Below are 26,051 nucleotides of genomic sequence, written 5' to 3'. Positions count from 1 at the left end.
ACGTTGTGGCTCAAGGCCCCTGGTGCCGGGCCTGGGTGCTGACACGCAGGGCGATCATGGCGATGTCGTCGGTGCCGGTGCTGGGCATGGCGTCCAGGAGGTCGTCGCAGAAGTCCTCCAGTGGACGGTCCGCGAGGTCGGCCGCGTGGCCGCGGAGCCGGTCCAGGCTCGTGTCCAGGTCCTCGCCGGGATGTTCGACGAGGCCGTCGGTGTAGAGCAGCAGGGTGGAGCCGGGCGGCAGCGGTTCGGTCGCGCAGCGGTAGGGCCGGTCGAGGGGGGAGCCGAGCAGGGGGTCGGCGACGGCGTCCAGGAAGCGGGCGTCGCCGCCGGCGCTGATCAGCAGGGGCGGCGGGTGCCCGGCGACGGCGTAGTTGAGCCGCCACCCGCCGGGCTCGGCCTCCTCGACGCGGGACAGGACGCAGGTCGCCGTGGCCTCCGGATCCACCGTCTCCATGGCGATGTTGAGGCGGCGCAGGATCTCGCAGGGCGGGGTGAGGCGGTCGGCGGTCAGCACGCGCAGCATGTTGCGCAGCCGGCTCATCTCCACGGCGGCGGCCAGGTCGTGCCCGGCCACATCGCCGATGACCAGCGCCGTCGCACCGTCCGGCAGGACGAACGAGTCGTACCAGTCGCCGCCGACCCCGGCCGCGGCGGCGCCAGGTACCGGGCGGCGAGTTCCAGGTCCGCGAGCCTGGGCGGGTCGGCGAGCAGGCTGTGCTGGAGGGCCAGCGCCAGCTGCTGCGTGCGGTGGTACTGGACGGCGCCGCTCAGCGCGTCGTGCGTGTGGTTGAAGACCTGCTTCATGAGGGCGATGTCGTCCGGCCCGAGGGGCGCGCGGTCGCCGCGCCGGGCGGCCGTGACCGCCGCGGCCACGGTCCCGTCGACGATCACCGGCATCAGCACGACGCTGGTGGCCTCGGCCTGGGTCAGCCAGGCGACGGTGGTGTTGGGCAGCAGATCCGCGGGCGGGCGGCCCGGCGGGAAGGTGCGGTGCAGCGGACGCCGCCGTTTGATCGCGCGCGCGAATCCGCTGTCGGGGGCGAAGCGCTCCTCGCCGGTCGGCGGCTGCCGCCGGACATCGTCCCGCGACGCGGTCGCGATGCGGTGCGCGACGATCGGGGCCCCCGCCGGACGGTCGACGAGGTCGGGCAGCAGGTGCACGCCGCACCCGTCGGCGAGCGCGGGGACGAGCACGTCCGCGAGCGCGGCGAACATCCCGGCCAGCTCGGTCTGCTCCCCGGCCGCCGCCGCGGCGCGGTCGAGCAGTTCCGCGCGCTGCCGCTCCTGCCACTGGTCCTCGACGTCGGTGCAGGTGCCGACCCATTCGACGACGACGCCGTCCTCGAACACGGGCGCGGCGTGGACGTCGAAATGCCGGTACTCGCCGTCCCGCCTGCGCACCCGGTACGTGTAGTGCCAGGGACGGGCCTGCCGGCACGTCTCGACCCACGACCGCAGCGCGGGCTCGCGGTCGTCGGGATGCAGCACGTCCGACCAGCCCTCGCCGCGGTACTCCTCCCAGCTCTGGCCCGTCACCCGCTCCCAGATCCCGCTCGACTCGGTCACCAGGCCCGACGGGTCCGCGACCCACACGATCTGCGCGCTCAGCCACACCAGGCTCTCGAACCGGCGCCGGAGGCGCTCCTGCTCCTTGGTGGCCCGGTCGGCCCGGCGGGCCGCGACGACCTGTTCGGTGACGTCCACCGCGATCACCAGCACCCCGGGCCGCCCGTGGCTGAACCGGGACAGGCTGACGGACAGGAACCGGTCCGGGCCGCCGCCGGCGGCCCGGACCGGCGCCTCGACGAGGCTGGCCGGCTCCCCGGTGGCCAGCACCTGGTCGAACAGGGCGCGGTAGCCGCGCCCCGCCTGCTCGCTGAACGCCTCCGCGATCGGCCGGCCGAGCGGATGGTCGCCGACGTGGGTCCGGTAGGCGTGGTTGGTGTACGCGAGCCGGTGGTCGGGCCCGATCGTCAGGGCGACCGCGACCGGCGTCGGGTCGAACGCCTCAAGCGCGACCCACTCCATCCCCCGCTCGCCATGCATCACGCGTCCCCCGGTCGGCCCGCCGCATCCGCGGCATCCCGTCCCTACCCACGATGCCGGGCCGTATTTTGCACGGGTTCATTGGCGCGGCCGCCCATGGGCCTTTCGGCCGGATCGGGCCCGCCCGGAGAAACTCCGTGCCCTGCCGCGCTGGCCGAGGACGGCCACGGCGTGACATTTCTTGGCCGGCGATCGCTGAATAGGGCCTGGTTCACCCCTGCATTGCTGGAAGTTATGCCCAAATGTGATGGCCCGTAGGCGTTCATGAGGTGTCAATCTCGTCTTTGCAAGACGTGATGGCCGTCCGGCGCGGCGCGCTGCTCCCCAGTACGTGCGCGCCGCCACCCCGGTCCGCCGTCGCGTCGGCCGCCGCCCCGACTCCACGGGGCGGCCTCACCCCCGCCCATATGGAGGCATGCGGCTGTGAAACGCAGAAGTCATCTCCTGGTGATCACGACGGTCACCGCGCTCGCGGTCACGGGCATGGCGGCTCCCGCCATGACGTCCACCCAGAGCAGCAAGAAGGCCGGCCCCGATCCGCGGACCGCCGCGATGGCGACGGCGGACCGGCTGATCGCCGGCAACGCCGCCGACCTGCACACCGGCAAGGACGAGCAGTACATCCGGACCCAGGTCGTCGGGACGCCCTGGGACCAGTACTACGTCGCCTACGAGCGCACCTACCGCGGGCTCCCCGTGGTCGGCGGCGACTTCGTGATCGCCACCGACGCGAAGGGCAGCGTCCGCACGCTGTCCGTCGCGCAGAAGCAGCAGATCACGGTCGGCACCACCCCGAAGGTCGACGGGACCAAGGCGGCGGGAAGCTCCCGCACCGCGGTCGCCAAGCCGGACAAGGCCGAGCTCAAGCCGCGCCTCGTCGTCCACGCGCTGGCGAAGCCCAGGCTCGCATGGGAGACGGTCGTCTCCGGAAGCGAAGGCAAGGAGCCGAGCCGCAAGAAGGTCTACGTCGACGCCCTGACCGGTAAGCGCTTCGCCGAGCAGGAGACCATCCAGGCGGGCACGGGCACCGGCATCTGGGGCGGCCCGAACCTGACGATCGGGACGACCCAGTCCGGCAGCACCTACTCGATGCGCGACCCGAACCGGGCCGGCCTGACGTGCGCCGACTTCAGCGGCAACCGGATCTTCACCGGCCCGGACGACGTCTGGGGCAGCTCGTCGAAGACCGACAAGGAATCCGGCTGCGTGGACGTCATGTACTCCGCCGGCGGTTTCTGGGACCTGCTGAAGTCCTTCGGCCGCACCGGCCTGCGGAACAACCAGTGGGCCCCGGCGAGGGTCGGCCTCAACGCCGTCAACGCCTACTGGAACGGCACCGACGCCCAGTTCGGCCACAACCAGCAGAACCAGTGGATCACCTCGACCGACGTGGTGAACCACGAGTTCGGCCACGGGCTGGACAACTTCACCCCGGGCGGCATGTCCGGCGGCGGCACCCAGGAGTTCGTCGGGGACGTCTGGGGCGCGGTCACCGAGCACTCCCTCAACAACCCGGCCGACACCCCCGACTACACCGTCGGCGAGCTGGTCAACCTGGTCGGGCGCGGCCCGATCCGCAACATGTACAACCCGTCGCAGGTCAATAACGACCCGAACTGCTACTCGGCGTCCGTGCCGCGCATGGAGGTCCACAAGGCGGCCGGTCCTGGCAACCACTGGTTCTACCTGCTCGCCGAGGGCTCCCAGCCGGGCGGCGGCAAGCCGAACAGCCCGGTCTGCCAGGGCGGCCAGGTGACGGGCATCGGCGTCATGAACGCCGCGAAGATCTTCTACAACGCGATGATGCTGAAGACGTCCGGCACCAGCTACGGCCGGTACCGGGTGCTGACGCTGACCGCGGCGAAGAACCTCGACGCCACCTGCGCGCAGTTCAACAAGGTCAAGGCGGCGTGGGACGCCGTCCAGCTCGGCGCGCAGTCCGGCGAGCCGACGTGCACCGCGGGTGCTCCCTCCGCGTACACCGTGGGTGGTGGGTCCCCAAAAGCACTGGCCGCGCCTGACATCAACGTCGAGAACGTCAAGGCGCACCTGCAGCAGCTCCAGACCATCGCCTCGCAGAACGGCGGTACGCGCCGTTCCACCGGTGCCGGCTACCTCGGATCGGTGTCCTACATCGAGCAGAAGCTGAAGGCGGCCGGGTTCACCGTGACCCGCCAGGCCTGCTCGTCCGGATGCAGCGGCGGCGCCGGGCCCAATCTGATCGCGGACTGGCCCGGCGGGAACGAGAGCAACGTCTACATGTTCGGCGCCCACCTCGACAGCGTCGCGGCGGGTCCGGGCATCAACGACAACGGCACCGGGTCCACGGCGCTGCTGGAGACGGCGCTCCAGCTCGCCCAGACCAAGCCCACCATGCTCAACCACGTCCGCTTCGCCTGGTGGACGGACGAGGAGCAGGGCCTGCGCGGCTCGAAGTTCTACGTGAGCCGCCTGCCGGCCGCCGACCGGTCGAAGATCAAGGGTTACTTCAACCTCGACATGGTCGGCTCGCCGAACCCGGGCTACTTCATCGACAACCTCAACTCGCCGCTGGCGAAGAACGTGAAGGAGTACTTCGACTCGATCAACGTGCCGACGGAGGAGGTCGCCGAGTGCTGCAGTGACGACGGGTCGTTCCGCGACGCCGGAATAGCCACGACGTTCCTGTTCACCGGCGCTCCGGCCAGGAAGACCGCCGCCCAGGCGCAGAAGTGGGGCGGCACCGCGAACCAGGCGTTCGACCGGTGCTACCACCAGTCCTGCGACAGTTACCCCGGCAACGTCAACACGACGGCGCTCGACCGCTTCTCCGACGCGCTCGCCTACGCACTGTGGAAGGTCGCCGTGGGCGCTTAGCCCGCGTCCGGCTACCGGCTGAAGCATCAGCCTTCAGCACTGCTGGAACCGTGCCCGGTCCGGTCTGTCTCCAGGGGTAGGGAGACCGGACTGGGCACACTCGTGCGCGCAGCCTGATGCCCCAGGGGTCAGGGGCGGACGAGGGCCTTGAGCGCTTCGCGGTCGTTCATCGCCCGGAACCCGTCGGCGACGTGGTCGAGATCCACGGACAGGTCGAACATCTCGCCCGGCGTGATCGTGCCGTCGAGCACCTCGGCCAGCAGTTCCGGGATGTACCGGCGGGCCGGGGCTACGCCGCCGGTGATGGTGAGGTTGCGCATGAAGACGTCGAAGTCCAGGCGCGCCTCGGAGTACTGGGGGACGCCCACCCGGCTGATCGTGCCGCCGTCGCGGACGATCCCCAGCGCCGTCTCGAACGCGGCCGCGTTCCCGACGCATTCGAGCACGTGGGGCGCGCCGTCGCCGCCGGTCAGCTCCCGCACCTTGGCCACGGCCTCCTCGCCGCGCTCCGGCACCACGTCGGTCGCGCCGAACCGGCGGCCGAGGTCGGTGCGGGCGGTGTGGCGGCCGAGCAGGACGATCCGCTCCGCGCCCAGCCGTGCGGCGGACAGCACGGCGCTCAGCCCGACGGCGCCGTCGCCGATGACGGCGACCGTGGAGCCTTTCCCGACGGCTGCGGTGACCGCCGCGTGATGGCCGGTGGGAAGGACGTCCGACAGCGCCATCACCGAGGGGATCAGCGGGTCGTCGGCGCCGATCGGCAGCTTGATCAGCGTGCCGTCCGCCTGGGGGACGCGGGCCGCCTCGCCCTGGCCGCCGTCCAGGCCGTTCATCGCCCAGCGCCCGCCGTTGCGGCAGGAGCCGTGCAGGCCGTCGCGGCAGAAGTCGCAGGAGTTGTCGGTCCAGAGGAAGGGGGCGAGGACGACGTCGCCGCGCCGCACCGTGTTCACCTCGGTGCCGGTGTCCTCGACGACGCCCATGAACTCGTGGCCGATGCGCAGGCCCTCGGTCACCGGGTCCATGCCCCGGTAGCGGTGCAGGTCGCTGCCGCAGACGCAGGCGCGGGTCACCCGGACGATCGCGTCCGTCGGCGCGGCGAGGACGGGGTCGGGCACCTCCTCGACCCGGACGTCGCCCCGGCCGTAGATGAGGGTGGCTCGCATCTGTTGATCACTCCTTCGGATCGGCGATCGTGGCGCCGACCAGCTCGCGTACCGGACGGTGGTCGAGGTCGAGGGCGACCGCGACGAACCCGTCCAGGCGCGCGGCCGTCAGCGGGGTCTCGGCGGCCATGGCGCGCAGGCGGGCGGCGGTCTCGTCCCGGTCCCAGTTGAACGTGGTCGCGTCGGGGGCGAACGCGTCGGCGCGCGTCCCGCCGTCGCGGGTGCGGACGGTGATCCGGCAGCCGCCCCGCGGGACGTCGTCCGCCGCGGCCACCGTGATCCGGCGGGTCAGATCCATCAGGGCGGGGTCGTCGAAACCGGTCAGGTCGGCCAGTTCGATGCCGCCGTTGCGGAGCGCGACCGCCAGGCAGTAGGGGAGGCTCATCAGCGTGCCGCCGACGTCGCGGAACGGGCCGTGGGCGTCGACGCCCGGGTAGGCGGCGTCGTCGGGCGACAGTTCGGCGGTGACGGACGCGACGTCGTCCGCCTTGATGCCGTGGCGGCGCGCCAGCCCGGTCAGCACGGTGACGGGGACCTGGTTGATCGCGCAGATCGGGTACGGCTTGTAGGTGACGCGGCGGATCCGCCAGTCGCCGCCGAGCCGCTCCGGTGCCGGGGCGTCCTCGACGCCGGCGAAGGCGCGCTGGTGCCCGGCGGCCCCGTCGAGCGCGTCCGGCGCGCCGGTGACGCCGCGCGCGGCGAGCAGCGCCGCCACCATGCCGTTGCGGCTCGCGGCCCCGACCTGGTAGCGCCACTCCTGGGTTCCGGCGAGCCACGTCTGGTTGGTGCCGCCGCCGAACGCCGCCGCGAGCCCGAGCGCCGACACGGTCTCCTCGACGCCGAGGCCCAGCAGCCGGGCGGACGCGGCCGCCGCCGCGAGCGGCCCGTAGACGCTGGTCGCGCGGAACCCGCGCGCGGTGGCCGGCCAGGCCCGGCCGTCCGCGATGACGGACGCCGCCTCATACCCGGCGATCATCGCGGTGAGCAGGTCGCGGCCGTGCAGATCGCCGCGGTCGCCGAGGGCGAGCAGCGCGGGCAGGGTCGTCGATCCCAGGTGGGTGGACACCGCGACCTGCGTGTCGTCCTGCGTCCGCGCGTGGATGAGCGCGCCGGTCGCGAGCGCGCAGGACTCGACGGTCACGGCCGTCCCGTCGACCGGGAGCCGCGCCCCGCGCGACGGGTCGCAGGCGCCGTTCTCCTTGGCGAACGCGAAGCCGGTCTCGGCGAGCCGGTGCCCGGCGAGCCCGACCCCGAGGTCGTGCAGCAGCGTGACCTTCGCCTTCTCGACGACGTCGGGCGGCACGGCGGACAGGTCGAGGCCCGCGGTGAACTCCGCGACTCGTTCGGCGAGCGTCCTGTTCGCGGCGGTCATGAGGCCGCTCCGTTGCCGGTGTCGATCCTGGCGATGACCTGGCCCACGACGACGTCGGCGTCCTGGGCGACGAGGAGTTCGACGACCGTCCCGGCGGCCGGGCTGACGATCTCGGCGGTCGCCTTGTCGGTCTCCATCTCGGCGATGGGCTCGTCCTCGGCGACCCGGTCGCCGACGTTCTTCAGCCATTGGACGATCGTCGCCTCGTCCATGGTCGCGCCCCACTTCGGCACCACGACGTCCGTCATGCGTCCTTCCCTTCGATCGTGGCCAAGGCCGCCGACACGACGTCGTCCGGCCCCGGGTAGTAGGCGCGTTCCAGGTCCGGGGCGAACGGCACCGGCGCGAACGGCGGGCGAACCTGCGCGGCCGGGGCGCGCAGGGACGCGAAGCCGTCCGTGGCCGCCAGCCGGATGACCTCCGAGCCCACGCTGCACGGGCCCTGCGCGTCCTGGACGACGACGAGCCGTCCCGTCTTGGCCAGCGACCGCAGGATCAGGGCCTCGTCGAGCGGGCTCAGCGTCCGCAAGTCGAGCACTTCTGCGCCGACGCCGCGCCCGGCGAGCGTCTCGGCGGCCTCCAGGGCGGACGGCACCGTGTCGCCCCAGCACACCAGCGTCACGTCGTCGCCTGGGCGGCGGATCAGCCCGGCGCCGATCGGCACCACGTGGTCGGGGTCGTCGGGGACCTCGCCGCGGCGCGTCCACAGGCTCAGGCTCTCGATGACGATCACCGGGTCGTCGTCCCGGATCGCGGCCTTGAGCAGGCCCTTCGCGTCGGCCGGGGTGCCGCCCCAGACGACCTTCAGCCCGGGGACGGCGGCGAGCCAGCCCTCCAGACTCTGCGAGTGCTGCGGGCCCGACCCGCGGTGGCCGCCGCAGAGGGTCCGGATGGTCAGCGGGACCGCGAACGCACCGTCCGACATGTACGACATCTTGGCGGCCTGGTTGACGAGCTGGTCCATGGCGAGCGTGATGAAGTCGAAGTACATGACCTCCGCGATCGGCCGGAGGCCCGCCATCGCCGCGCCGACCGCCATTCCGGTGAACGTCGATTCGCTGATCGGGGTGTCGCGGACCCGCCACTCCCCGAACCGCTCCCGCAGCCCGCGCGTCGCCGCGAACGGGCCGCCCGGCAGGCCGACGTCCTCGCCGAACAAATGGACGGACTCGTCCCGCTCCAATTCCTCGTGCAACGCGGAATTGACCGCCTGCCAGTACTTCACGGTCGTCATCCGACGGCACCTCCGTTCACCGGACGGCGATACACGTGCGCGGAGATCGAGGCGGCCGACGCGACGGGGTCGGCCTCGGCGGCGGCGACGGCGTCCGACATCTCCTGTCGCGCCGCGTCCTCGATGGCGGTGAACTCGGCGGCCTCGGGCGGGTCGCCGGAGACGGTGTCCGCCAGGCGTTTCAGCGGGTCCGCGGCCTTCCACTCCGCGACCTCGGCGGCGTCGCGATACCGCTGCGGATCTCCTTCGAAATGGCCGTGCCAGCGGTAGGTCACGCACTCCAGCAGGGACGGCCCGCCGCCCTCGCGCGCCCGCTCCACCGCCTCCTCGGCGGCCCGGCGCACGGCCATCACGTCGTTGCCGTCCACCCTTATGCCGGGGATGCCGTACGGGGCGGCATGGTCGGCGACGTGCTGCGCGGCCAGATGCACGGAGACCGGGGTCAGCTCGACGTACTGGTTGTTCTCACAGACGAAAACGATGGGCAGTTTCCACAGCGCCGCGAGGTTCAGCGATTCGTGGAAGACGCCCTGCGCGACCGCGCCCTCACCGAAGAAAGCCACCGCGACGCCCTTCCGTCCATGCCGGGCCGCCGCGAACGCGCCGCCGAGCGCGATCGGGATGCCCGCGCCGACGATCGCGTTCGCGCCGAGGATCCCGGCCGCCGGATCGGCGATGTGCATCGAGCCCGACCGGCCGCCGCAGTATCCGGTCTCACGGCCGAGCAGCTCCGCCATCATCGCCTTCGGCTCGCCGCCCTTGGCGAGGCAGTGCCCGTGGCCCCGATGGGTGGTGGTGATGTGGTCGTCGCGGCGCAGGACGTCGCAGACCCCGGCCGCGACCGCCTCCTGCCCGATCGAGACGTGCAGCGTCCCGGGCAGCCGTCCGGTCGCCATCAGCTTGGACGCGGCGACCTCGAACTGCCGGATCCGCGCCATCGTCCGGTACAGCCGCCGCGATGTCGCGGTGGTGCCGGTGTCCTGCCGAACGGTCATGCTCGGGCGTCCTCTCCGTCGCCGCCGTCCGGCGACCTTCTCGGGAGTTCCAGGACGGCGGTTCCCGGGGCGCAGAGCGTCCCGTCGTCCTTGCGTTCTTCCAGGGCGCATTCGACGATTCCGGCTCCTGACTCGTCGACCCGGCAGGCGGTGACCACGCCGGTGCAGGTCAGCGTGTCGCCGGGCACGGCGATGCCGCGGTTGCGCCAGCCGAACGAGCGCAGCCGCGCCGCCGGGCCCGCCCAGCCGAGCGCGGTCCGCAGCAGGAAGCAGCCGTGCAGATGCGACTGGACGAGCACGTCCGGATACCCCTCCGTCGCCGCGTACCGGGCGTCGTAGTGGATGCGGTGCGCGTTCCAGGTCGCCGCGCTGAACCGGAACAACTGCGTCGCGGTCGGACGGACCGTCACCGCGTCGAGCGCCATCCCGACCGCGACGTCCTCGAAAGCCCGGGAGGCCCGGGGGAGCTGCGAGGTCATTCGCTTGCCTCCGGGCGGGCGATGAGGTTGTCGCGGCAGGTCAGCAGGGGTGTGCCTGATTCGTCCAGGAACCTGCGCAGCCGCGTGATGACCAGGAACGGGCCGGAGCGGCCCTCCTTGAGCGTCACGTCCTCGACCGACGTCTCCCGGACGACGCGCACCCCGTCATGCACAGGGTTGTGGAAGTCGAGGTCCTGACCGGCGCCCATCAGCCGGAGCCCGGCCAGGGGAAGACCGGCCGTCTCGTCGCCGGTGCCGTCGGCCCCCAGCTCATCGTCGGACGGGCCCGCGCCCCAGCCGAGCACGCTGCTCAGGAACAGCGGCGGCGCGACGGCCCCGGGCAGCCCGGCGGCGCGGGCCGCCTCGTCGTCGAAGTACACCGGGTCGGTCTCGCCCGCGGCCATCGCGAACCGCTGGAACTCCGTCGCGGAGACGCGGCCGAGGCTGTCGCGGACGACCGTCCCGACCTGCTTCCGCACGCGCTCGCACACCTCGTCCAGCCCGCTCAACGCCCACCTCCCGGGACCATTTCTGACAGCCGTCGTCTCAGCAGCTTCTTCTCCACCTTGCCGATCGAGGTCTTCGGCAGCTCGGGGACGACATGGATCCGCGTCGGCACCTTGAAGCTCGCGAGACGCGTCCGGCAGTGCTCGGCGATCTCGTCGCGGGACGGCGGCCCGCCGGGCGAGCGGGGGACGACGAACGCCACGACCTCCTCGTCCCGCACGGGATCGTGCCCGGCGACGACCGCGGCCTCGACGATCGACGGATGCGCCAGCAGCGCGAACTCCACCTCGCTCGCGGAGACGTTCTCGCCCGCGCGCTTGATGACGTCCTTCTTCCGGTCGAAGAAGTACACGTAGCCCTTCTCGTCGAGGTAGCCGTGGTCGCCGGTGTGCAGCCAGCCGTCCCGGATCGTCGCGGCGGTGGCCTCCGGGTCCTTGAAATAGCCCTTCATCAGCGTCCTGCCCGGCACCCCGGACACGAGGATCTCGCCGACCTCGCCCGCCGGGAGGTCGCGTCCGCCGTCGTCCACGATCCGGATCCGGCGGTCGAAGTTGGGCAGCCCGATGGACGGCCACCGCCGGTCCCCGAACACCGGGGACATCGTGACGACCGTGCCGCCCTCCGACAGCCCGTAGCCGTTGATCAGCTCGACGCCGAAGCGGCGCTCGAACTCGTCCTTCTCCTGGTCGGTGACGTTGATGGCATAGATGGCGCGATGGACGCGGTGGACGGCGTCGTCCGGCGAAGGGGGCTGGGCGAGCATCGTCCGCACCTGCATGGCGACGAGGCTCACCGACGTCGCGCCGTGGTGCCGCACCCGGGGCCAGAAGCCGCTCGCGTGGTACTCCTCCAGCAGGATCGCCGTGCCGCCCACGGTCAGCGCCGCCAGGAAGGTGATCTCCTGCGCGTTGATGTGGAAGAGCGGCAGCGCGGTCAGCAGCCGGTCGCCGCCGTGCAGCGCGGCGCCGCGCGAGACGCGCTCGCCGCCCCACAGGCAGTTCGCGTGCGTGATCATGACGGCCTTGGGCCGGGCGGTGGTGCCCGAGGTGAACAGCATCTCCACGACGTCCTCGGGGCCGAGGCCCTCGGCGGGGTCGGCGGGCGGGCCGGACGCCACGTCCGCGAACGGGACGAACCCGCCGCGCGTCCCGTCGCCCCGCGCCAGGATTCTGTGCTCGACCTTCGGCGCGTCCGCCAGGACCTCGGCGAACATCGCGAGGTGGTCGGGTTCGGTCAGGACGCCCACGGCGTCCGAACGCTCGATCAGATACGCCAGCTCGGCGGCCGAGTTAGCGACGTTGGACGGCACCATGACCGCCCCCAGCCAGGCCAGCCCGAACCACGCGAACACGAACTCGGCGCAGTTGCGGAGCTGGATCACGACCGCGTCGCCGCGGCCGACGCCCAGCGCGGCGAATCCTCCGGCAGTCCGGCGGACGGCGTCGAGCGTCTCCCGGTAGGTGTATTCCGTGACGTCGCCCGACCGGTCCTCGATGACGAGGCAGGCGCGGTCCGGATGCCGGTCGGCGCGTTCGATCAGCAGGTCGGCGAGGGTGCGGTTCCCGATCAGGTCCACGACGGCTCCCGGCGCTCAGTCCCGTGACGACAGACCGAGCAGGTTACGCGCGATCATCCAGCGGTGGATCTCGGACGACCCGTGCCCGATCCGCCACACCCGCACCTGCCGGTAGAAGCTCTGGATCGGCAGCTCCTTGCTGTAGCCGAGCCCGCCGAAGATCTGCAGGCAGCGGTCGGTGACGCGCTGGGCCATCTCGGTCGCGTAGAGCTTGGCCATGAACGCCTCGTTGCGGATCGGCTCGCCTTCGTCCGCCATCCACGCGGCCCGGTAGACGAGGAAGCGGGCCGCGTCCAGCTCGACGGCGGAGTCGGCCAGCATCCACTGCACCGCCTGCCGCGTCGCGATGGGCTTGCCCCAGGTCACGCGCTGCTTCGCCCACTCGACGGCCATGTCGATGCACCGCTGCGCGATGCCGAGCTGGTAGGCGGCGATCTTGAGGCGGCCGTGCGTCAGCTGCTCCGACGCGAGCGCCCAGCCGCCGCCGACCGGGCCGAGCCGGGCCGAGTCCGGGACGACGCAGTCGTCGAAGGACAGCTCGTACGGCTCCCAGTCGTCCCCCATGGTGGGGATCGGCCGGGACGCGTCGAACCCGGGCGTGCCCATGTCCACCAGGAAGCAGGTGATGCCCCGGCTCCCGGCGGACGGGTCGGTGCTGGCGAACAGGATGCAGAAGTCGGCCCGGTCCACCTCGGAGATGAAGATCTTCGTGCCGTTGATGACCCAGTCGTCGCCGCTGCGCACGGCCGTCGTGGTGATGCGGGCGAAGTCGGATCCGGTGCCGGGCTCGGTGAACGCGTAGCAGCTGCGCCGCTCGCCCGCGATCACCGGATACAGGTACCGCTTCTTCTGCTCGTCGTCGGCCTGGTAGAGGACGGGCTCGGGGCTGCCGCCGAAGTCGAACATCGCCGGATGCTTGTACAGCTCCTCGGCGACCAGGCAGGCGGCGAGCGTGCCCATGCCCTGGCCGCCGTACTCCTCCGGGACGTCCAGCGCCCACAGCCCGTGGTCCCTGGCCTTCTCCTGGAGTTCGCGGCGCTCGGCGGGGGAGAGCCTGCCCTCGGTGAGGAAGCGCGGCTCCAGCGGCATCAGTTCCCGCTCGCGGAACCGGCGCACCGAGTCGACGAACATGCTGAGCTCGGCCGGGATGCTGAAGTCCATACGCCGTCACCCTCCATTCGACCGACTAGTCGGTCGGTTTCGACTTTTCCATGACCCCGGGCCGTTGTCAACGCCCGGTCGGGAGCCCTCGGAACCGGTGTCAGGCGGAATCAATGGGCACGAACCGCTCCTCGCAATTCAGGCTCGGGTGTTATGCCGGGCGGCGCCGAATGGGATCCATCGCGCACCCGTTTCGGATGGAACAACGATCTCCGGTGAATTGTCAATCCCCCGGAATCCGGGGTTGACGGTCTCGCGAAGACGAGGTTAACTGGAGTCGCCCGACCGGTCGGTCGACAGAGATCGTCTGGGTCGTGAGCTGCATAGATTCCTGCCGTCGCCGCGAGAGGCCTGGATCGTCGAGACCGGCCTCGAACCCGTCCTCGAACCAATCGATCAACTGATCGTCGTCCCGCCGCGGACCCGGACCGGCGCATTCCGCCGCCGTCCGCGGCGGAATAGATATCGTCACTCGAATTCTCAGGAGGACGGATGGCCGGCGATCTCAACAATGTGCCGACGGCGGGCGAACTCGTCACCGCGTATGCCGCGGGGACGCTCTCCCCGGTGGAGGCGGCGACCGCGGCCCTGGACGCGATCCAGGAGCGCGACCCCGACGTCAACGCCTTCGCCCTGGTCGACCGGGAGCAGGCGCTGGCGACCGCCCGCGCCGCCGAGACGCGCTGGCGCGACGGGACCCCGCTCGGCCCCCTCGACGGCGTGCCGATGTCGATCAAGGACCTGTTCCTCACGCGGGGCTGGCCGACGCTCCGCGGCTCGCGGCGCATCGACCCCGCCCAGGCGTGGGACGTCGACAGCCCGGTCGCCGCCCGGCTCCGGGAGGGCGGGCTGGTGCTGCTCGGCAAGACCAACACCCCGGAGATGGGGTGGAAGGGCGTCTGCGACAACCCGCTCACCGGGATCACGCGCAACCCCTGGGACACGTCCCGCACGTCCGGCGGCTCCAGCGGGGGCAGTGCGGTCGCCGTCGCCACCGGCATGGGCCCGCTGTCGGTCGGCACCGACGGCGGCGGCTCGATCCGCATCCCCGCCGCGTTCTGCGGCGTCGTCGGGTTCAAGCCTACGCACGGGCGCGTCCCGCAGTATCCGCTCAGCTCGCTCGCCGTCCTGGCGCACGCCGGGCCCATGGCCCGCACGGTGGACGACGTCGCGCGCCTCCTCGACGTCCTCGCGGCGCCCGACCACCGCGACCCCTACGACCTGGGCCTCCACGACGGCCCCTACAGCAGGGCGGTCGGCGGGGACGTCAGCGGGGTGTCGGCCGCCTTCTCCGCCGACCTGGGGCACGTCCGGGTCGACCTCGAGATCGCCGCCGCGGTCGCGTCCGCCGCGCAGGCCCTCCAGGACGCGGGGATGCGCGTCGAAGCGGCCGACCCCGGGTTCCCCGACCCGCTTCCCGCGTTCGACGTGCTGTGGTGCGCGGGCGCGTCCAAGTGGCTCGACGTCTTCGACGCCCGCGCCGACGACGTCGACCCCGGGCTGCGCGCCGTGATCGAGCGCGGCCTCACCTACTCGGCGGGCGACTACCTGGCGGCGGAGGCGGAGCGGCTGGCGCTCGCCGTCCGGATGGGCGAGTTCCACACCCGCCACGACGTGCTGATCACACCGACGGTGCCGATCCCCGCCTTCGAGGCCGGACACGACGTGCCGCCGGGCAGCGGCCTGAACGACTGGGCCGAATGGACCCCGTTCACCTACCCGTTCAACATGAGCCATCAGCCGGCGATCAGCGTCCCGGTCGGGTTCACCGCCGCCGGGCTGCCGATCGGCCTCCAGATCGTCGGGCCGCGGCACGCCGAGGCGCTGGTCCTGGCCGTGGCCCGCGCGGTCGAGCGTGCGCGGCCCACGGGGGACCGCCGTCCGCCTGCGCCGTCCCCCCGCAGGACGACCGCCGCGGCCCCCTGACCCATGCCCCTGATCGCGGACGGGCCGCGGGCCGTGCTAGCGCAGGCGGTCGGCGAACGTCGCGAGGTCGTCCAGGGCGTGGAGCGCTTCGGCCTCGCCCGTGGTGGGGAGGGCGAGGCCGATCCGCTCCACGCCCGCGTCGGCGAGGTCCGCGACGGCGCGGGCGTCGGCGTCCAGGCCGCAGAGCGTGATCGGGACGTCCGGCCGCCCCCGGTCGGCCAGGAGCGCGGCGACCCGCCGGATCTCGGCCGGCGGGGTCGCGGCGCGCGGCAGCCAGCCGTCCCCGTGCCGGACGACCCGGTCGAGCGCCGCCGGGCTCTCGCCCCCGATGTAGATCGGCGGATGGGGGCGCCGCGCCGGCTTCGGCCACAGGTGGATCGGGTCGAAGTCGATGTGCTCGCCGTGGAACTCGGGCTCGTCCTCCGTCCAGATCGCCTTGATGGCGGCGAGCTGCTCGTCCAGCAGCGCGCCCCTGGTGCGCGGGTCGGTGCCGTGGTTGCGCATCTCCTCGCGGTTCCACCCGACGCCGACGCCGAGGACCGCGCGGCCGCCGGAGAGCACGTCGAGGGTCGCGACCTCCTTGGCGGTGTGGATCACGTCCCGCTGCGGGAGGAGCGCGACGGCGGTGCCGAGCAGCAGGGTGGACGACGCCGCCGACGCCGCGGCGAGCGCCGGGAACGGGGCCAGCGTGCGGTAGTAGGCGTCCGGCAGCTCGGCGCGGCCCTGCCAGAGCGTCTCGCGCTTGACGGGAATGTGCGAGTGCTCGGCGACGAACAGCGAGTCGAAGCCGCGCTCCTCCGCCGCGCGGGCCAATACGTCCGGCCGGACGCTCGCCGCGGTCAAAAGCGTGTAGATGCCGAACTTCACGGGATCACCGGCCTTCTCATCGTCCCGCCCATTTCTCCGGCCGAACCGAGCGGGATTCGCCTGGAGTTCGCCGTGAGTTGCCTGGGAGGGGGATCGTTGAATTCCATGTATCGACATCTGGAGCTTAGGAGGACGGCCCCGAAGCGGCAACCGCACAATGGCAATGGATCATGTTGGCAAGGGTTGACACGCCCCCTCCCACCTGCAATCGTACTTGTACGCCCGACCGGTCGGTCGGGAGGATGGGGATTGGTCGGCGGCTCCGCCCATAAGGCGGGCGCGGGCCGCCAGTCCGACCCGGTGGCCGCACCTCTGCCGCCGTGCCGGACGACCACATCCGAGGTGACGTGAGCTGAAATCGAGATCGCCGCCCTCAATGACGACGCGGCCGATCCACAAAGCGCTGCCCGGGGGTATCAGCGCGACCATGAGCCGAGGCGGGAAAAATGCGAACCCGGCGGTGGAGAACCCTGGGTCATGACACTTTCCACGCGCGGCGAGTGACCGGGAGACCGCCGGCGGGCGGTCCGCCACGTCGTTGAAAGGAAACGCGGATGGCCTCCGGAACGACACCCGCGAAAGAAGCGCCCAAGAAGGGCACGCTCAGGATCGCCGCAGCGGCGCTGGCGGCGTCGAGCATCGAGAACTACGACTTCTTCATTTACGGGACCGCCGCGGCGCTGGTCTTCCCGGATCTGTTCTTTCCCGGGCAGAGCCCGCTCGCCGGCGCCCTGCTGTCCTTCTCCACGTTCGCCGTCGGATTCATCGCCAGGCCGCTCGGAGCGGTGATCTTCGGCCATCTCGGCGACGTCCACGGCCGCAAGCGGTCCCTGGTCATGGTGCTCCTGACGATGGGCGTCGGCACCACGCTCATCGGCGTGCTGCCCACCTACGACGCCATCGGACCTGCGGCCCCGCTCCTGCTGGTGCTGCTGCGGCTCGTCCAGGGGATCGCGCTCGGCGGCCAGACGGGCGGGGTGATCCTGCTGGCGCTGGAGAGCGCGCCGTCCCACCGCCGCGGGTTCTTCTCCAGCTTCGCGCTCGCCGGCGGGCCCGCGGGCATCCTGGTGGGCAACCTCGCCTTCCTGATCGCGGACCTGGTCACCACGTCGGACTCCTTCGACGCCTGGGGCTGGCGGCTGCCGTTCCTCGCGAGCGTCGTCCTGCTCGGGCTGACGATCTACATCCAGCTGCGGATCGAGGAGACCCAGGCGTTCAAGCGCCTGCAGCGCACCGCGACGACCGCCGACACGGCGAACACGGCCAACGCCGACACGGTGAAGGCCGGTGCGGCCAAGCGGCCGGTGTCGCCCACGGGACGCTCGCCGGTCCTGGAGGCGGTGAGCCGCTACCCGAGGAAGATCATCCTCATCGGTGGCGCCTACGTCGGCATCAACGTCACCTACTACCTCTTCATGACCTTCGCCGTCGCCTACGGGACCAACGAGGACATCCTCGACATGCCGAAGAGCAGGATCCTGCTCGGCGTGCTGCTCGGGGCCGCGGTCCAGCTCGTCCTGCTGCCCGTCGGGGGAGCGCTGTCGGACCGCGTCGGCCGCAAGACGATGCTGATCGCCGGGTCGGTGCTGCTCGGGGTGTGGGCGTTCGCCTTCTGGCCGCTGCTCAACACCGAGTCGCCCGTCGTCATCGCGTTCGCGTTCGTCATCGGGCTGGGACTGCTGCACACGACGATGTACGCCCCGCAGGGCGCGTTCTTCGCCGAGACGTTCCCGACCGCGACCCGCTACTCCGCGATGTCGCTGAGCATCCAGGTCGCCTCGGTGGTCGGCGGCGCGCTGGCGCCGCTCATCGCCACGTCCCTGTACGCCTGGACGGACTCCTGGGTGGCCATCGCGGCGTACATGGCGGGAGTGTGCCTCATCACCCTCGTCTCGGTGCTGCTGCTGCCGGAGACCTACCGGAACGACATCGAGGAGCACGCGCTGCCGGGCCAGGAGGCGCCGGGCCCGGACGAGGCGGGCACGGTGAGCACCGTCTGACCGCCGCCGGAGCCGCCGACTGAGGTTGAGGCCCTGACGGGACGCGTCAGGGCCTCAACCCGCGGTAGGCGTAGTCCCAGAAGGCGTCGGCGATCTCGTCGTGCGTGAGCGCCCCGTCCGGGTGGTACCACTGGTACGCCCAGTTGCTCATCCCGAATATCGCGAGGCTGAACAGCTTGGCGTCGACCTTCCGGAACGTTCCGGCGGCGATTCCGTCGCGGACGACGTCCTGCACCATCGCCTCGTACCGGGCGCGTTTCTCGGTGGCGACGGCGAGATCGGCGTCCGGAAGCTCGCGGTGGTTCTCGAAGAAGACCCGGCACTGGCCGCGCCTGGTGGCGATGTTCTCCAGAAAGTCATGGATCACGCCGCGCAGCAGTTCGGCCGGTTCCAATCCCTGTTCGACCCGGGCGCCGTGCGAGTCGATGAGGCCGTCGATGAGCTCCTCGTGCATGTACCAGAGCAGTTCCGACTTACTGCGGAAGTAGTGATACAGAGTGGGCTTGCCGATTCCGACGGCGGCGGCGATGTCGTCCATGGAGGCGCGGGCGTACCCCAATTTCTCGAAGAGGTCGGCGGCGACCCGGATGATCTCCGCGCGCCGTTCGTCCTTCGACATCTGCCGCCGCCTCGACCGCCGCGCCGACTCAGCTTCCGACATCCGCGTTCACTCCGCATCACTGGAAAACTTCAAGGGGGCGAGCCGGGCCTTATGGGCCGGAGCGGATCTCCCGCCCGATAGCTTGATCCTGAAGTATACCAGGATGTTCATAATTGACTTGACGCCCCCGTCCGGCGGCGGCGAAGCCCCGCCAAGCCAATAGTGAAGTCGCCCGATCGGGCGCCCGATCGGCCGCCCGCAAGGGCCGAATAAAATGCGGCCGCTCGCCCCGGTATTCCCCGGCTCTAAAGCGGCATATCGGCACACGGGATGGGAGAGCGGCATGAGCCGGTCGGACGGTCACGGGTTCGGCTCGGGGTCGTCGTCGAGATGTCGCGCGGCCTGGAGGCCCGCTTGGAAACGGGTCCGGGCGCCCAGCCGCTGCATCAGTTCGCTGACCCGGCGGTTGAGGGTCCGGACGCTGACGCCGAGCCGCCGGGCGGCGGCCTCGTCCTTCAAGCCCGCGGCCAGCAGGGTGAGCAGCTGCCGGTCGAGGCCGGCGTCGTCGGGGAGCTCGTGGCCCTGGACGGGGATGGCGCCGTCCCAGAGCAGCTCGAACAGGCGGACCAGCGCGTCCAGCAGGTTCCCGGCGTGGATCACGAACGCGCTGTCGACCGTTTCGCGCTCGTCGCCGCTGAACGGCAGGATCGCGGTCGTCCGGTCGGCGATGGCGAGCTTGAGCGGGACGTCCACGTGCACCCGCGCCTCCTCCCCGGCCGCGGCGGTCTGCCGGAACGTCTCGAACGCGCCCGGGACCTCCAGCGCCTCCGGGGCGTACAGGCCGCGCACGCGCACCCCGCGGGCGAGCATCTCCAGCTCCGGGCCGTTGGGCTCGGCGGGCTCCTGCGCGTACGGCGGCCGGTCCAGGACGAGCAGCTCGTGCCGCGCCGCCCGCTGGAGCCGGTCGAACCGCGCTGCGACCGCGTCCCGTCCGAAGAGGATCTCCACCTGGTCCTCGGGACGGTGCCTGGCGTCGACCGGGAGTTCGGCCAGCAGGGCGCGGGCCGTCGCGCGGGCGCTGGTCACGCGCTCCTGCCAGCGGGTGGCGAGCATCTCCACGGCCGCGTCCGGACGCGCCGCCGCGAGCCGGACCGGCCTGCCGGGCAGCGGCTCGACCAGGCCGAGCTCCTCCAGCCTGGCCAGCACGGGGCCGAGGTCGGAGACGGTTCGTCCCGTCCGCGCGGCCAGTTCGTCGCGGGTGAGCGGCGGGTGGCGCAGCAGCAGCCGGTAGATTTCCTCGTCGGCCTCCCGTACCCCGAACGCCTCCAGCATGGCGCGTCCTCCCAGCGTGACGTGTTCCCGCCGTGGCAGCGGTCCGCCATCCAAGATCATGGACGAGACCCGCGCGCTCGCGCTACTTCCTTGATCAGGACCCCGCAGTCTGGAGGAGCCGACGTGAGAAGCCTCGTGACCCTGATCGTGGCGGCGGGCCTCGGCCTGTCCCTGGTTCCGGGCACCGCCCGGGCCCAGTCAGCCGCGCCCACCGCCCGCACCGCCGCCGCCCGCACCGCCTCCGACCCCGCCGACCTGGAACGTTCCGGATTCTGGTGGCATCGTCCGCGCTGCGAGACGGTCACCGGCGACGGCTCCGTCTCCTTCACCCGCGACGGCGGCCGGACCGTCGCCCCGACGACGGGCGTCCTGAAGCCGGTGACGTACGTGACGGGCCTAACGCCGCTGGCGCGGCCGAACCACCTGCTGGCCGTGGACGACAGGGGCCGCCTGTCACGGTCGCGCGACGCCGGCTGCACTTGGGACGCCTTCGCCGCGCTCCCGAGCCGGGGCACCTGGTCGATCATCCCGACGCCCGACGGCGCGGCCTACCTGTGGAGCTTCCGCGGCGACCGCGTGTACCGGGTGGACGGGACGACGGTGTCCGAGGGCCCGGCGTTCGACGCGGAACGGCTCGGCGGCCTGGTCACCCTCACCGCCGACCGGTGGCGGCCGTGGCACCTGCGCGGCGTCACCAAGCTCGGCCGCGTACTCGACTCCCGGGACGGGGGCCGTTCGTTCCGGCCCATCGGCGCCGCCCCGGTCGAGGACGCCGGGCCGCACTACCTCGTCTACGACGCGAAGATCGCTCCGTCCCGTCCCGACCACATCGTGCTCGGCATGACCGACCTGGGCGGGCTCACCAGCACCGACGGCGGACGGACCTGGCGCCGCACCAAGATCGGACGGCCCGGCGACCGGGTGAACGGGTTCACGATCGCGATGTCGCCGATCGATCCGCGGATCGTCTTCATCCAGGGCCTGAACGTCACCGAGCTGGACGAGGGCGGACCGGGCGGCGGACGCCACCTCTACCGCTCCGCCGACGGCGGACGGTCGTTCCAGCCGGTGGTCGACCAGGACGCCCAGGTGACGATCACCAACGGCGGCCTGGTCGTGCCGAGCCCGTGGGACCGCGACCTGGTGTACTTCGAGTACGGCGACCCCGTGGTGCGCACGGAGCTCTACACCTACAACACCCGCACGCGGCAGCTGTCGATCACCCGCGACCCGCACGACGGCATCAAGTCGATCGCGTTCAATCCGGGCGCCCGCGACGTCATGTACCTCGGCTTCATCGAGGAGCGCTGACCGGCCATGCGCAACCACTCCCGGCTCGGCGCCGTCGTGCTGCTGCTCGTGGGGCTTGCCGTCCCGGCGCAGGCCGTCCCCGCGTCCGCTCGCGCTGCCCCCGCGCGTTCGGAACTCGCGCCCGTGGAGCCCGCGGCCCGTGAGGTGCGGCTGCCGACGGGCGACCTGGTCAAGGTGTCGGCGGCACGCGGCGACGACGGCGGCGGCGGCCCGCTGGTGACCGACATCCAGGCCGCCGCGCGCAAGGGCGGACAGCCCGCCTTCCTCACGACCGAACGCGGCGAGAACGTCTACGTCGTCCCCGAGGACGCGCTGCCCGGCCTCACCGACATGGAGCCGTACAACGTGACACGACTGGCCCGCGGCGGGCAGGCCCCGCGGGGGCGGGTGAAGGTTCCGGCCGGCGCCACCCTCGACCTGCGCGTCAGGGCGGTCGACCGGTTCGGCCGTCCGGCCCGCGGGATCGTCGGCGTCCTCGACGTGGACGACGGCGGCGTCGTCGAGTACCGCTTCCTCCCCGGCGACTCGGCGAAACCCTGCACGGAACAGGGCAGCTCCTGCATCCGCCTGCCACCGGGCACCTATTCCGTGATGGGGTTCGTCTACACGATGCCGATCTGGCGCGGCAGCACCGACCGCGGTACGGAGCTGCACCGCAGCCTCGTCGGCGACCCGGAGCTGACGCTCACCCAGGACGGCGAGTTCGTACTGGACGCCCGCAAGGCCACCGAGGTGAAGGTCGTCACGCCCGACCATCAGACCAAGGCCAACCGGGGCTCCCTGAGCCATGTCATGTGGCGCCGCGCCCCCGCGAGCGGCCCCGACTTCTCCCAGGGCTTCCTGATCTCGGGCCAGCAGATGCAGGAACGGGTGTTCCTCCAGCCGACCCGCCGCGTGCGCACCGGGACGTTCGAGGCCTACACCCGGTGGCGGCTCGAAGCCCCGGCCATCACGCTGGGCACGCGCGGCGTCCGGCTCGACCCCGACTACTACCGGCCGACGTATTTCAGCGACGTGTCGGCGGAGTTCCCGCGGCTGGACGGCCGCGCCAGGCTCCGCCTCGCCGACGCGGGCGCCGGTCGTCCCGAGGACCTGGCCGGACGGGACCTGCGCGGGAAGCTGGCGCTCATCCGCCGGTCGGACGAGCTCACCGTCGCCCAGCAGTCCAACGCCGCCGCGAAGGCGGGCGCGAGGCTGGTGGCCGTCTACAACGACCGGCCGGGTCTCGACACCGACACGGCGTACGGCTCGCGGCTGATGGTCCCGACCGTCCATCTGCCGCATGAGCAGGGCCGCCGCCTGCTGGACCTCCTGGACGAGCGGCCGGTGACCGTCGACGCGAGAGGCATCATCGACAGCCCGTACCTGTACGAGCTCGTCCTGCCCGAGAAGGGGCAGATCCGGTCGGACCTGCGCCATGTCGCCCGCTCGCGCCACCTGGCCCGCGTCCGCGCCGACTACTACGCCCTGCCGGGCCAGGACTTCGTCATCGAGACCATGCGGACGCACCGCCGTCCGTGGGAAAGCGTGGCTCGCGCCACCATGACGCCTTTCTTCAAGGCGCCCCGTTCCCGCGTCGAATACCTGTCGCCCGACCCCGAGACCCGCTGGCACGCCGCCCTGACCGCGCCCGAGAGCCCCTACAACGTGCAGTGGCCGCGCCCGAAGACGCCCTACATGCTGCTGGACGAGACCCAATGGAAGTCGTACTCGCCGGGCGAGCGCAGGCACATCGGCTGGCTCAAGCAGCCCGTCGCGCCCGGCGTCTACCCGCTTTTCCCGAGTTCCCGGGACGGCGACGTCGTCCGGCTCGTGCACAAGGGCTTCGCCGACGCCGGCGGCAACGCGGGCGACGCCGCCACCACCCCCTATCCGGACGGCCTGTCGACCGACTTCCGCGTCTACCGCGACGGCCGGCTGATCACTCAGACCCATGACGCGCCCTACGGGTCGATCACCGTCCCGCCGGAGGAGGCCGTCTACCGGATCGAGCACGAGGTCGGCAACGACGCCGTCTGGGCGCGGCTGTCGACCCGCACCCGGGCCGTCTGGACGTTCCGTTCACGACGGTCGGCCGAGCCCGTCGTCCTCCCGCTCCCGCTGATCGGCGTCGACGCGCCGGTGGACGAGCACAACCGGTTGCGGGGCCGCACCCTGACCCTGACGCCGCACCACCAGCGGGGCGCGGCGGAGATCCCGTTCCGCGCCGTGACCCTCGCCGCCTCGTACGACGAGGGCGCGACCTGGCATGACGTGCGGGTCCGCGGGAACCACGACGGCTCCTACCGGGCCCTCCTACGGCCGCCGCGGCGCGGAGCCGAGACCGTGTCACTGCGGACCCATGCGGAGGACGTCCAGGACAACGCCCTCACGCAGGAGATCGTCCGAGCAATGGCGCTCCGCTGACCACCGCACCCGGCCCTGTGGGACGCGTCGGCGGGTCAGACCGTCCATCCCGGTCAGGGCGTCCATGCCGGGTCGCGGCCGAGGTAGCGGAGGAGGGCGGCCACGTCGTCGCCGCCGGAGTGCTCGATCGCCGCGGCGTACGCGCCGTACTGGCGCAGCGGCTCGACGATCTGCTTGGCGACGTCCATCAGCGGCCGGGCCAGTTCGGACGTGAGCGGGGACGGCCGCCCGATGGCGACGGCGATGTCCCAGGCGTGGACGGCCGCGTCCAGCGCGGCGGCCCCGGCGCCGGTCTCGGGCTTGAGCGACCCAGGCGGGACGGGGACGGCCACCGAGCCGGCGTCGCGGTCGACGGTGGCCCAGGCGGCGGCGCACGCGGACACCGACGGTTCCAGGAAGCCCATCGGCGATCCGTCGAGCCTGCCGGACGGAGCGAAGGGGTCGTAGTCGGGCCCGGGCTCCCCGGTGATGAAGGAGGCGTAGGCGAGCTGGTCGCCGGCCGCGTGCTGGAGGACCTGGGCGACGTTCCATTCGGAGCAGGGGGTGGGGCGTCCGAGGTCCTGGTCGGACAGGTCGCGGACGACGGTGCGCAGCGCCTCGTGGGCGGCGTCGAGGACGGGCCAGCCGGAGATGATGTTCTCGCTCATGCCCGCCATTCTAGCAGAACGGAATGATTCGTTCCAGTAGAATCCGGCTCAGATCAGATCGGGGGTGAGCTGAGGTGCGAAGCCGGAAAGTTGGTGCCCCGGCCGCCCGAGGGAGGAGTGGAGAGCGTACGGGCGGCCGGGGAGGTGTGGGGGATGGGAGTCGGTTCACGCTCTCGGATTGGCGTCCACGAAGAAGGGTGACATCCGGAGAGGCATATGGGGCCTGCTAATTTCACATAGCTCCAAAGCTATGCCGACCCGGCACGCGTGATCGGGACTTCGCTCTGGGCGGGTTACGCCATGGAATGCCTGCTCGGGCCTGTCGTGTCCGGGTGGGCCCTCGCGTTCGGGTGGGCCGTCACGTCCGGGTGGCCGTCACGTCCGGGTGGCCGTCACGTCCGGGTGGCCGTCACGTTCGGGTGGGCGTCACGTTCGGGTGGGGCGGGGTGGGCGCATGGCGATGATCCGGGCGCTCGCCGGGTCCGGGGGGACGGCCGCGCGCCGGTCCTCGGCGAGTTCGATCAGCCGGGCGGACGTGTCGGCGAACAGCACCAGCTGGCGCGCCGTCGACGGGTTGAACGGCTCCGCGCCCGGCCGCCCGAGGACGGCGAGCACGCCGCGCGGGGCCTCCCCGGGGTCCAGCGGCAGGATCAGGATCGGGCCCGCGGGCAGGGCGGTGAGCGTCTGGTCGGCGACGATCCGCGCGGACAGGGCCCGGCGGGAGTTGAAGGCCCGGCCGAGCATGGACCGGCCGCGCCGCACCGTCAGCCCGCGCACCAGGTCGCTGCCGGGGCCGACCGCGACGTCGATCCGCAGCGTGTGGGCCTCTTCGGCGGGCAGGGCGATGAACGCCAGCGGGACGTCCGCGATGGCGCGGGCCCGGTCGGCGACGAGTTGCAGCAGACCGGACAGGGCGATGCCGTCCAGGGCCGCCGCCATCAGGTCGAACGAGGCGGCCAGCCGCTGCCGGTCGGCCGCGCCCCGGGACATGTCCGGCGGACCCCAGACGGTCGTCGGCAGGTCGTCGCCCATCGTCGTCATCCCGGTCTCCTCCTCCGGCCGGGCGGCCACCCCGGCTGTCGCCCCTCGGCCTTGGCCCCCGGTCCTTGCTGGGGCTCCGCCCGCGCGCGGGGGGCCCGCGTCCGGCGGGATCAAGCCGCGGGCGATTGGACGTCCGGGCCCGCGTCGCGCGCGTCGGCGCCAGTGGAACGGACGGTGAACCCGTGCGACAGCCCGGTGACCCGCAGCAGCCTCGCCACCTGGGGACGCGGACGGTTGAGGATCACGGCCGCGCCCGTCGCCTCCGCCCGGCGGCGCGCGCCGACGAGCAGCGCCAGCCCGGACGCGTCGCAGAACGTCACGTCCGCGAGGTCGATGACGATGTACGCGCCGGGGTCCCGCAGCGCGACGAACAGGCGCTCCCGCAGGCGCGGCGTCGACGAGAAGTCGAGTTCGCCGCTGACGGCGACGACGGTGTGGTCGGCGCGCCGCTCGTGGGTCAGGGCGGCGGCCCCGACCCCGGCGGCGAAGCGACCGGCCGTCTGTTCGGCGAGGTGTTGCGGCGTCATAGCG

The 26,051-nt window shown here is 72.1% G+C and carries 22 protein-coding genes; 5 read left to right on the top strand and 17 right to left on the bottom strand.

Going from position 1 to position 26,051, the window contains the following annotated elements; translation table 11 throughout:
* Positions 1-10: 10 nt before the first annotated feature.
* The gene (locus tag ACH34T_RS36895) at positions 11-574 is read right to left on the bottom strand and encodes a PP2C family protein-serine/threonine phosphatase (protein ID WP_396025625.1); all 564 of its coding nucleotides are present in this window, start codon (positions 572-574) and stop codon (positions 11-13) included.
* Positions 538-2,046 (bottom strand): PAS domain-containing protein, encoded by a 1,509-nt coding sequence (locus tag ACH34T_RS36890; RefSeq protein ID WP_396025624.1) that lies wholly within the window; start codon positions 2,044-2,046, stop codon positions 538-540. The genes ACH34T_RS36895 and ACH34T_RS36890 overlap by 37 nt, the downstream gene beginning before the upstream one ends.
* Before the next feature lie 423 nt (positions 2,047-2,469).
* Between ACH34T_RS36890 and ACH34T_RS36885 the strand changes: the two genes are divergently transcribed.
* On the top strand, positions 2,470-4,902 hold the full coding sequence (locus ACH34T_RS36885) for a M28 family peptidase (protein WP_396025623.1): 2,433 nt from the start codon (positions 2,470-2,472) through the stop codon (positions 4,900-4,902).
* 128 nt (positions 4,903-5,030) lie between these two features.
* Here ACH34T_RS36885 and ACH34T_RS36880 read toward each other — a convergent pair whose 3' ends face one another.
* Genes ACH34T_RS36880 through ACH34T_RS36840 form a run of 9 tightly spaced genes read right to left on the bottom strand, consistent with a single transcriptional unit; the run spans position 5,031 to position 13,389 of the window.
* Positions 5,031-6,065, bottom strand: a complete 1,035-nt coding sequence (locus tag ACH34T_RS36880) for a zinc-binding dehydrogenase (RefSeq protein WP_396025622.1) — start codon at positions 6,063-6,065, stop codon at positions 5,031-5,033.
* Positions 6,066-6,072: 7 nt separating this feature from the next.
* Positions 6,073-7,437: an MmgE/PrpD family protein gene (locus ACH34T_RS36875; RefSeq protein WP_396025621.1), complete on the bottom strand. Its 1,365-nt coding sequence runs from the start codon at positions 7,435-7,437 to the stop codon at positions 6,073-6,075.
* On the bottom strand, positions 7,434-7,685 hold the full coding sequence (locus ACH34T_RS36870) for a lipoyl domain-containing protein (RefSeq protein WP_396025620.1): 252 nt from the start codon (positions 7,683-7,685) through the stop codon (positions 7,434-7,436). Before ACH34T_RS36870 ends, ACH34T_RS36875 begins: the two co-directional genes overlap by 4 nt.
* Complete coding sequence (locus tag ACH34T_RS36865) at positions 7,682-8,671, bottom strand: alpha-ketoacid dehydrogenase subunit beta (RefSeq protein WP_396025619.1); 990 nt, start codon at positions 8,669-8,671, stop codon at positions 7,682-7,684. The genes ACH34T_RS36870 and ACH34T_RS36865 overlap by 4 nt, the downstream gene beginning before the upstream one ends.
* Complete coding sequence (locus ACH34T_RS36860; RefSeq protein WP_396025618.1) at positions 8,668-9,666, bottom strand: thiamine pyrophosphate-dependent dehydrogenase E1 component subunit alpha; 999 nt, start codon at positions 9,664-9,666, stop codon at positions 8,668-8,670. The genes ACH34T_RS36865 and ACH34T_RS36860 overlap by 4 nt, the downstream gene beginning before the upstream one ends.
* Positions 9,663-10,145, bottom strand: a complete 483-nt coding sequence (locus ACH34T_RS36855) for a MaoC family dehydratase N-terminal domain-containing protein (protein WP_396025617.1) — start codon at positions 10,143-10,145, stop codon at positions 9,663-9,665. Before ACH34T_RS36855 ends, ACH34T_RS36860 begins: the two co-directional genes overlap by 4 nt.
* The gene (locus tag ACH34T_RS36850; RefSeq protein ID WP_396025616.1) at positions 10,142-10,654 is read right to left on the bottom strand and encodes a MaoC family dehydratase N-terminal domain-containing protein; all 513 of its coding nucleotides are present in this window, start codon (positions 10,652-10,654) and stop codon (positions 10,142-10,144) included. The genes ACH34T_RS36855 and ACH34T_RS36850 overlap by 4 nt, the downstream gene beginning before the upstream one ends.
* Complete coding sequence (locus ACH34T_RS36845) at positions 10,651-12,228, bottom strand: AMP-binding protein (RefSeq protein WP_396025615.1); 1,578 nt, start codon at positions 12,226-12,228, stop codon at positions 10,651-10,653. Before ACH34T_RS36845 ends, ACH34T_RS36850 begins: the two co-directional genes overlap by 4 nt.
* Positions 12,229-12,243: 15 nt before the next feature.
* A complete protein-coding gene (locus ACH34T_RS36840; protein ID WP_396025614.1) occupies positions 12,244-13,389 on the bottom strand; it encodes an acyl-CoA dehydrogenase family protein in 1,146 nt (381 codons plus the stop codon).
* Between the two features lie 492 nt (positions 13,390-13,881).
* On the opposite strand from ACH34T_RS36840, the gene ACH34T_RS36835 reads away from it, so the two are divergent.
* Positions 13,882-15,315, top strand: a complete 1,434-nt coding sequence (locus ACH34T_RS36835) for an amidase (protein WP_396025613.1) — start codon at positions 13,882-13,884, stop codon at positions 15,313-15,315.
* A gap of 36 nt (positions 15,316-15,351) precedes the next feature.
* On the opposite strand, the gene ACH34T_RS36830 is transcribed toward ACH34T_RS36835, so the two are convergent.
* On the bottom strand, positions 15,352-16,182 hold the full coding sequence (locus ACH34T_RS36830) for an LLM class F420-dependent oxidoreductase (protein ID WP_396025612.1): 831 nt from the start codon (positions 16,180-16,182) through the stop codon (positions 15,352-15,354).
* 554 nt (positions 16,183-16,736) lie between these two features.
* Between ACH34T_RS36830 and ACH34T_RS36825 the strand changes: the two genes are divergently transcribed.
* Positions 16,737-18,182, top strand: coding sequence for an MFS transporter (locus ACH34T_RS36825; protein WP_396025611.1), 1,446 nt, complete (start codon positions 16,737-16,739; stop codon positions 18,180-18,182).
* A 46-nt stretch (positions 18,183-18,228) separates the two neighbouring features.
* Here ACH34T_RS36825 and ACH34T_RS36820 read toward each other — a convergent pair whose 3' ends face one another.
* Together ACH34T_RS36820 and ACH34T_RS36815 are read right to left on the bottom strand one after the other, a co-directional pair.
* The gene (locus ACH34T_RS36820) at positions 18,229-18,801 is read right to left on the bottom strand and encodes a TetR/AcrR family transcriptional regulator (RefSeq protein ID WP_396025610.1); all 573 of its coding nucleotides are present in this window, start codon (positions 18,799-18,801) and stop codon (positions 18,229-18,231) included.
* A gap of 342 nt (positions 18,802-19,143) precedes the next feature.
* Positions 19,144-20,115, bottom strand: a complete 972-nt coding sequence (locus ACH34T_RS36815; protein WP_396025609.1) for a helix-turn-helix domain-containing protein — start codon at positions 20,113-20,115, stop codon at positions 19,144-19,146.
* 123 nt (positions 20,116-20,238) lie between these two features.
* Here ACH34T_RS36815 and ACH34T_RS36810 point away from each other — a divergent pair, with 123 nt between their 5' ends.
* Together ACH34T_RS36810 and ACH34T_RS36805 are read left to right on the top strand one after the other, a co-directional pair.
* The gene (locus ACH34T_RS36810) at positions 20,239-21,426 is read left to right on the top strand and encodes a WD40/YVTN/BNR-like repeat-containing protein (protein WP_396025608.1); all 1,188 of its coding nucleotides are present in this window, start codon (positions 20,239-20,241) and stop codon (positions 21,424-21,426) included.
* Positions 21,427-21,432: 6 nt separating this feature from the next.
* Positions 21,433-23,832: a PA domain-containing protein gene (locus ACH34T_RS36805; protein ID WP_396025607.1), complete on the top strand. Its 2,400-nt coding sequence runs from the start codon at positions 21,433-21,435 to the stop codon at positions 23,830-23,832.
* 53 nt (positions 23,833-23,885) lie between these two features.
* Here ACH34T_RS36805 and ACH34T_RS36800 read toward each other — a convergent pair whose 3' ends face one another.
* The 3 genes from ACH34T_RS36800 to ACH34T_RS36790 form a co-directional block, all read right to left on the bottom strand.
* Entirely contained in the window at positions 23,886-24,479 is a 594-nt protein-coding gene (locus ACH34T_RS36800; RefSeq protein WP_396025606.1) for a TIGR03086 family metal-binding protein, read from the bottom strand.
* Positions 24,480-24,905: 426 nt separating this feature from the next.
* Positions 24,906-25,520, bottom strand: a complete 615-nt coding sequence (locus ACH34T_RS36795; RefSeq protein WP_396025605.1) for a GAF domain-containing protein — start codon at positions 25,518-25,520, stop codon at positions 24,906-24,908.
* Positions 25,521-25,630: 110 nt separating this feature from the next.
* Positions 25,631-26,047 carry an STAS domain-containing protein gene (locus ACH34T_RS36790; RefSeq protein ID WP_396025604.1) on the bottom strand — a complete coding sequence of 139 codons (417 nt, stop codon included), beginning with the start codon at positions 26,045-26,047 and terminating at the stop codon, positions 25,631-25,633.
* Positions 26,048-26,051: the final 4 nt, after the last annotated feature.

The organism is Actinomadura sp. 9N215 (assembly GCF_044326345.1).
Lineage (GTDB): Bacteria > Actinomycetota > Actinomycetes > Streptosporangiales > Streptosporangiaceae > Spirillospora.
This window is presented reverse-complemented; position numbering and strand designations above follow the sequence as displayed.

Coding starts and splice junctions, on each gene's coding strand:
- ACH34T_RS36890 (WP_396025624.1), bottom strand. CDS start 2,046: ATGCATGGCGAGCGGGGGATGGAGTGGGTCGCGCTTGAGGCGTTCGAC.
- ACH34T_RS36880 (WP_396025622.1), bottom strand. CDS start 6,065: ATGCGAGCCACCCTCATCTACGGCCGGGGCGACGTCCGGGTCGAGGAG.
- ACH34T_RS36875 (WP_396025621.1), bottom strand. CDS start 7,437: ATGACCGCCGCGAACAGGACGCTCGCCGAACGAGTCGCGGAGTTCACC.
- ACH34T_RS36870 (WP_396025620.1), bottom strand. CDS start 7,685: ATGACGGACGTCGTGGTGCCGAAGTGGGGCGCGACCATGGACGAGGCG.
- ACH34T_RS36865 (WP_396025619.1), bottom strand. CDS start 8,671: ATGACGACCGTGAAGTACTGGCAGGCGGTCAATTCCGCGTTGCACGAG.
- ACH34T_RS36860 (WP_396025618.1), bottom strand. CDS start 9,666: ATGACCGTTCGGCAGGACACCGGCACCACCGCGACATCGCGGCGGCTG.
- ACH34T_RS36855 (WP_396025617.1), bottom strand. CDS start 10,145: ATGACCTCGCAGCTCCCCCGGGCCTCCCGGGCTTTCGAGGACGTCGCG.
- ACH34T_RS36840 (WP_396025614.1), bottom strand. CDS start 13,389: ATGGACTTCAGCATCCCGGCCGAGCTCAGCATGTTCGTCGACTCGGTG.
- ACH34T_RS36835 (WP_396025613.1), top strand. CDS start 13,882: ATGGCCGGCGATCTCAACAATGTGCCGACGGCGGGCGAACTCGTCACC.
- ACH34T_RS36825 (WP_396025611.1), top strand. CDS start 16,737: ATGGCCTCCGGAACGACACCCGCGAAAGAAGCGCCCAAGAAGGGCACG.
- ACH34T_RS36820 (WP_396025610.1), bottom strand. CDS start 18,801: ATGTCGAAGGACGAACGGCGCGCGGAGATCATCCGGGTCGCCGCCGAC.
- ACH34T_RS36815 (WP_396025609.1), bottom strand. CDS start 20,115: ATGCTGGAGGCGTTCGGGGTACGGGAGGCCGACGAGGAAATCTACCGG.
- ACH34T_RS36805 (WP_396025607.1), top strand. CDS start 21,433: ATGCGCAACCACTCCCGGCTCGGCGCCGTCGTGCTGCTGCTCGTGGGG.
- ACH34T_RS36800 (WP_396025606.1), bottom strand. CDS start 24,479: ATGAGCGAGAACATCATCTCCGGCTGGCCCGTCCTCGACGCCGCCCAC.
- ACH34T_RS36795 (WP_396025605.1), bottom strand. CDS start 25,520: ATGACGACGATGGGCGACGACCTGCCGACGACCGTCTGGGGTCCGCCG.
- ACH34T_RS36790 (WP_396025604.1), bottom strand. CDS start 26,047: ATGACGCCGCAACACCTCGCCGAACAGACGGCCGGTCGCTTCGCCGCC.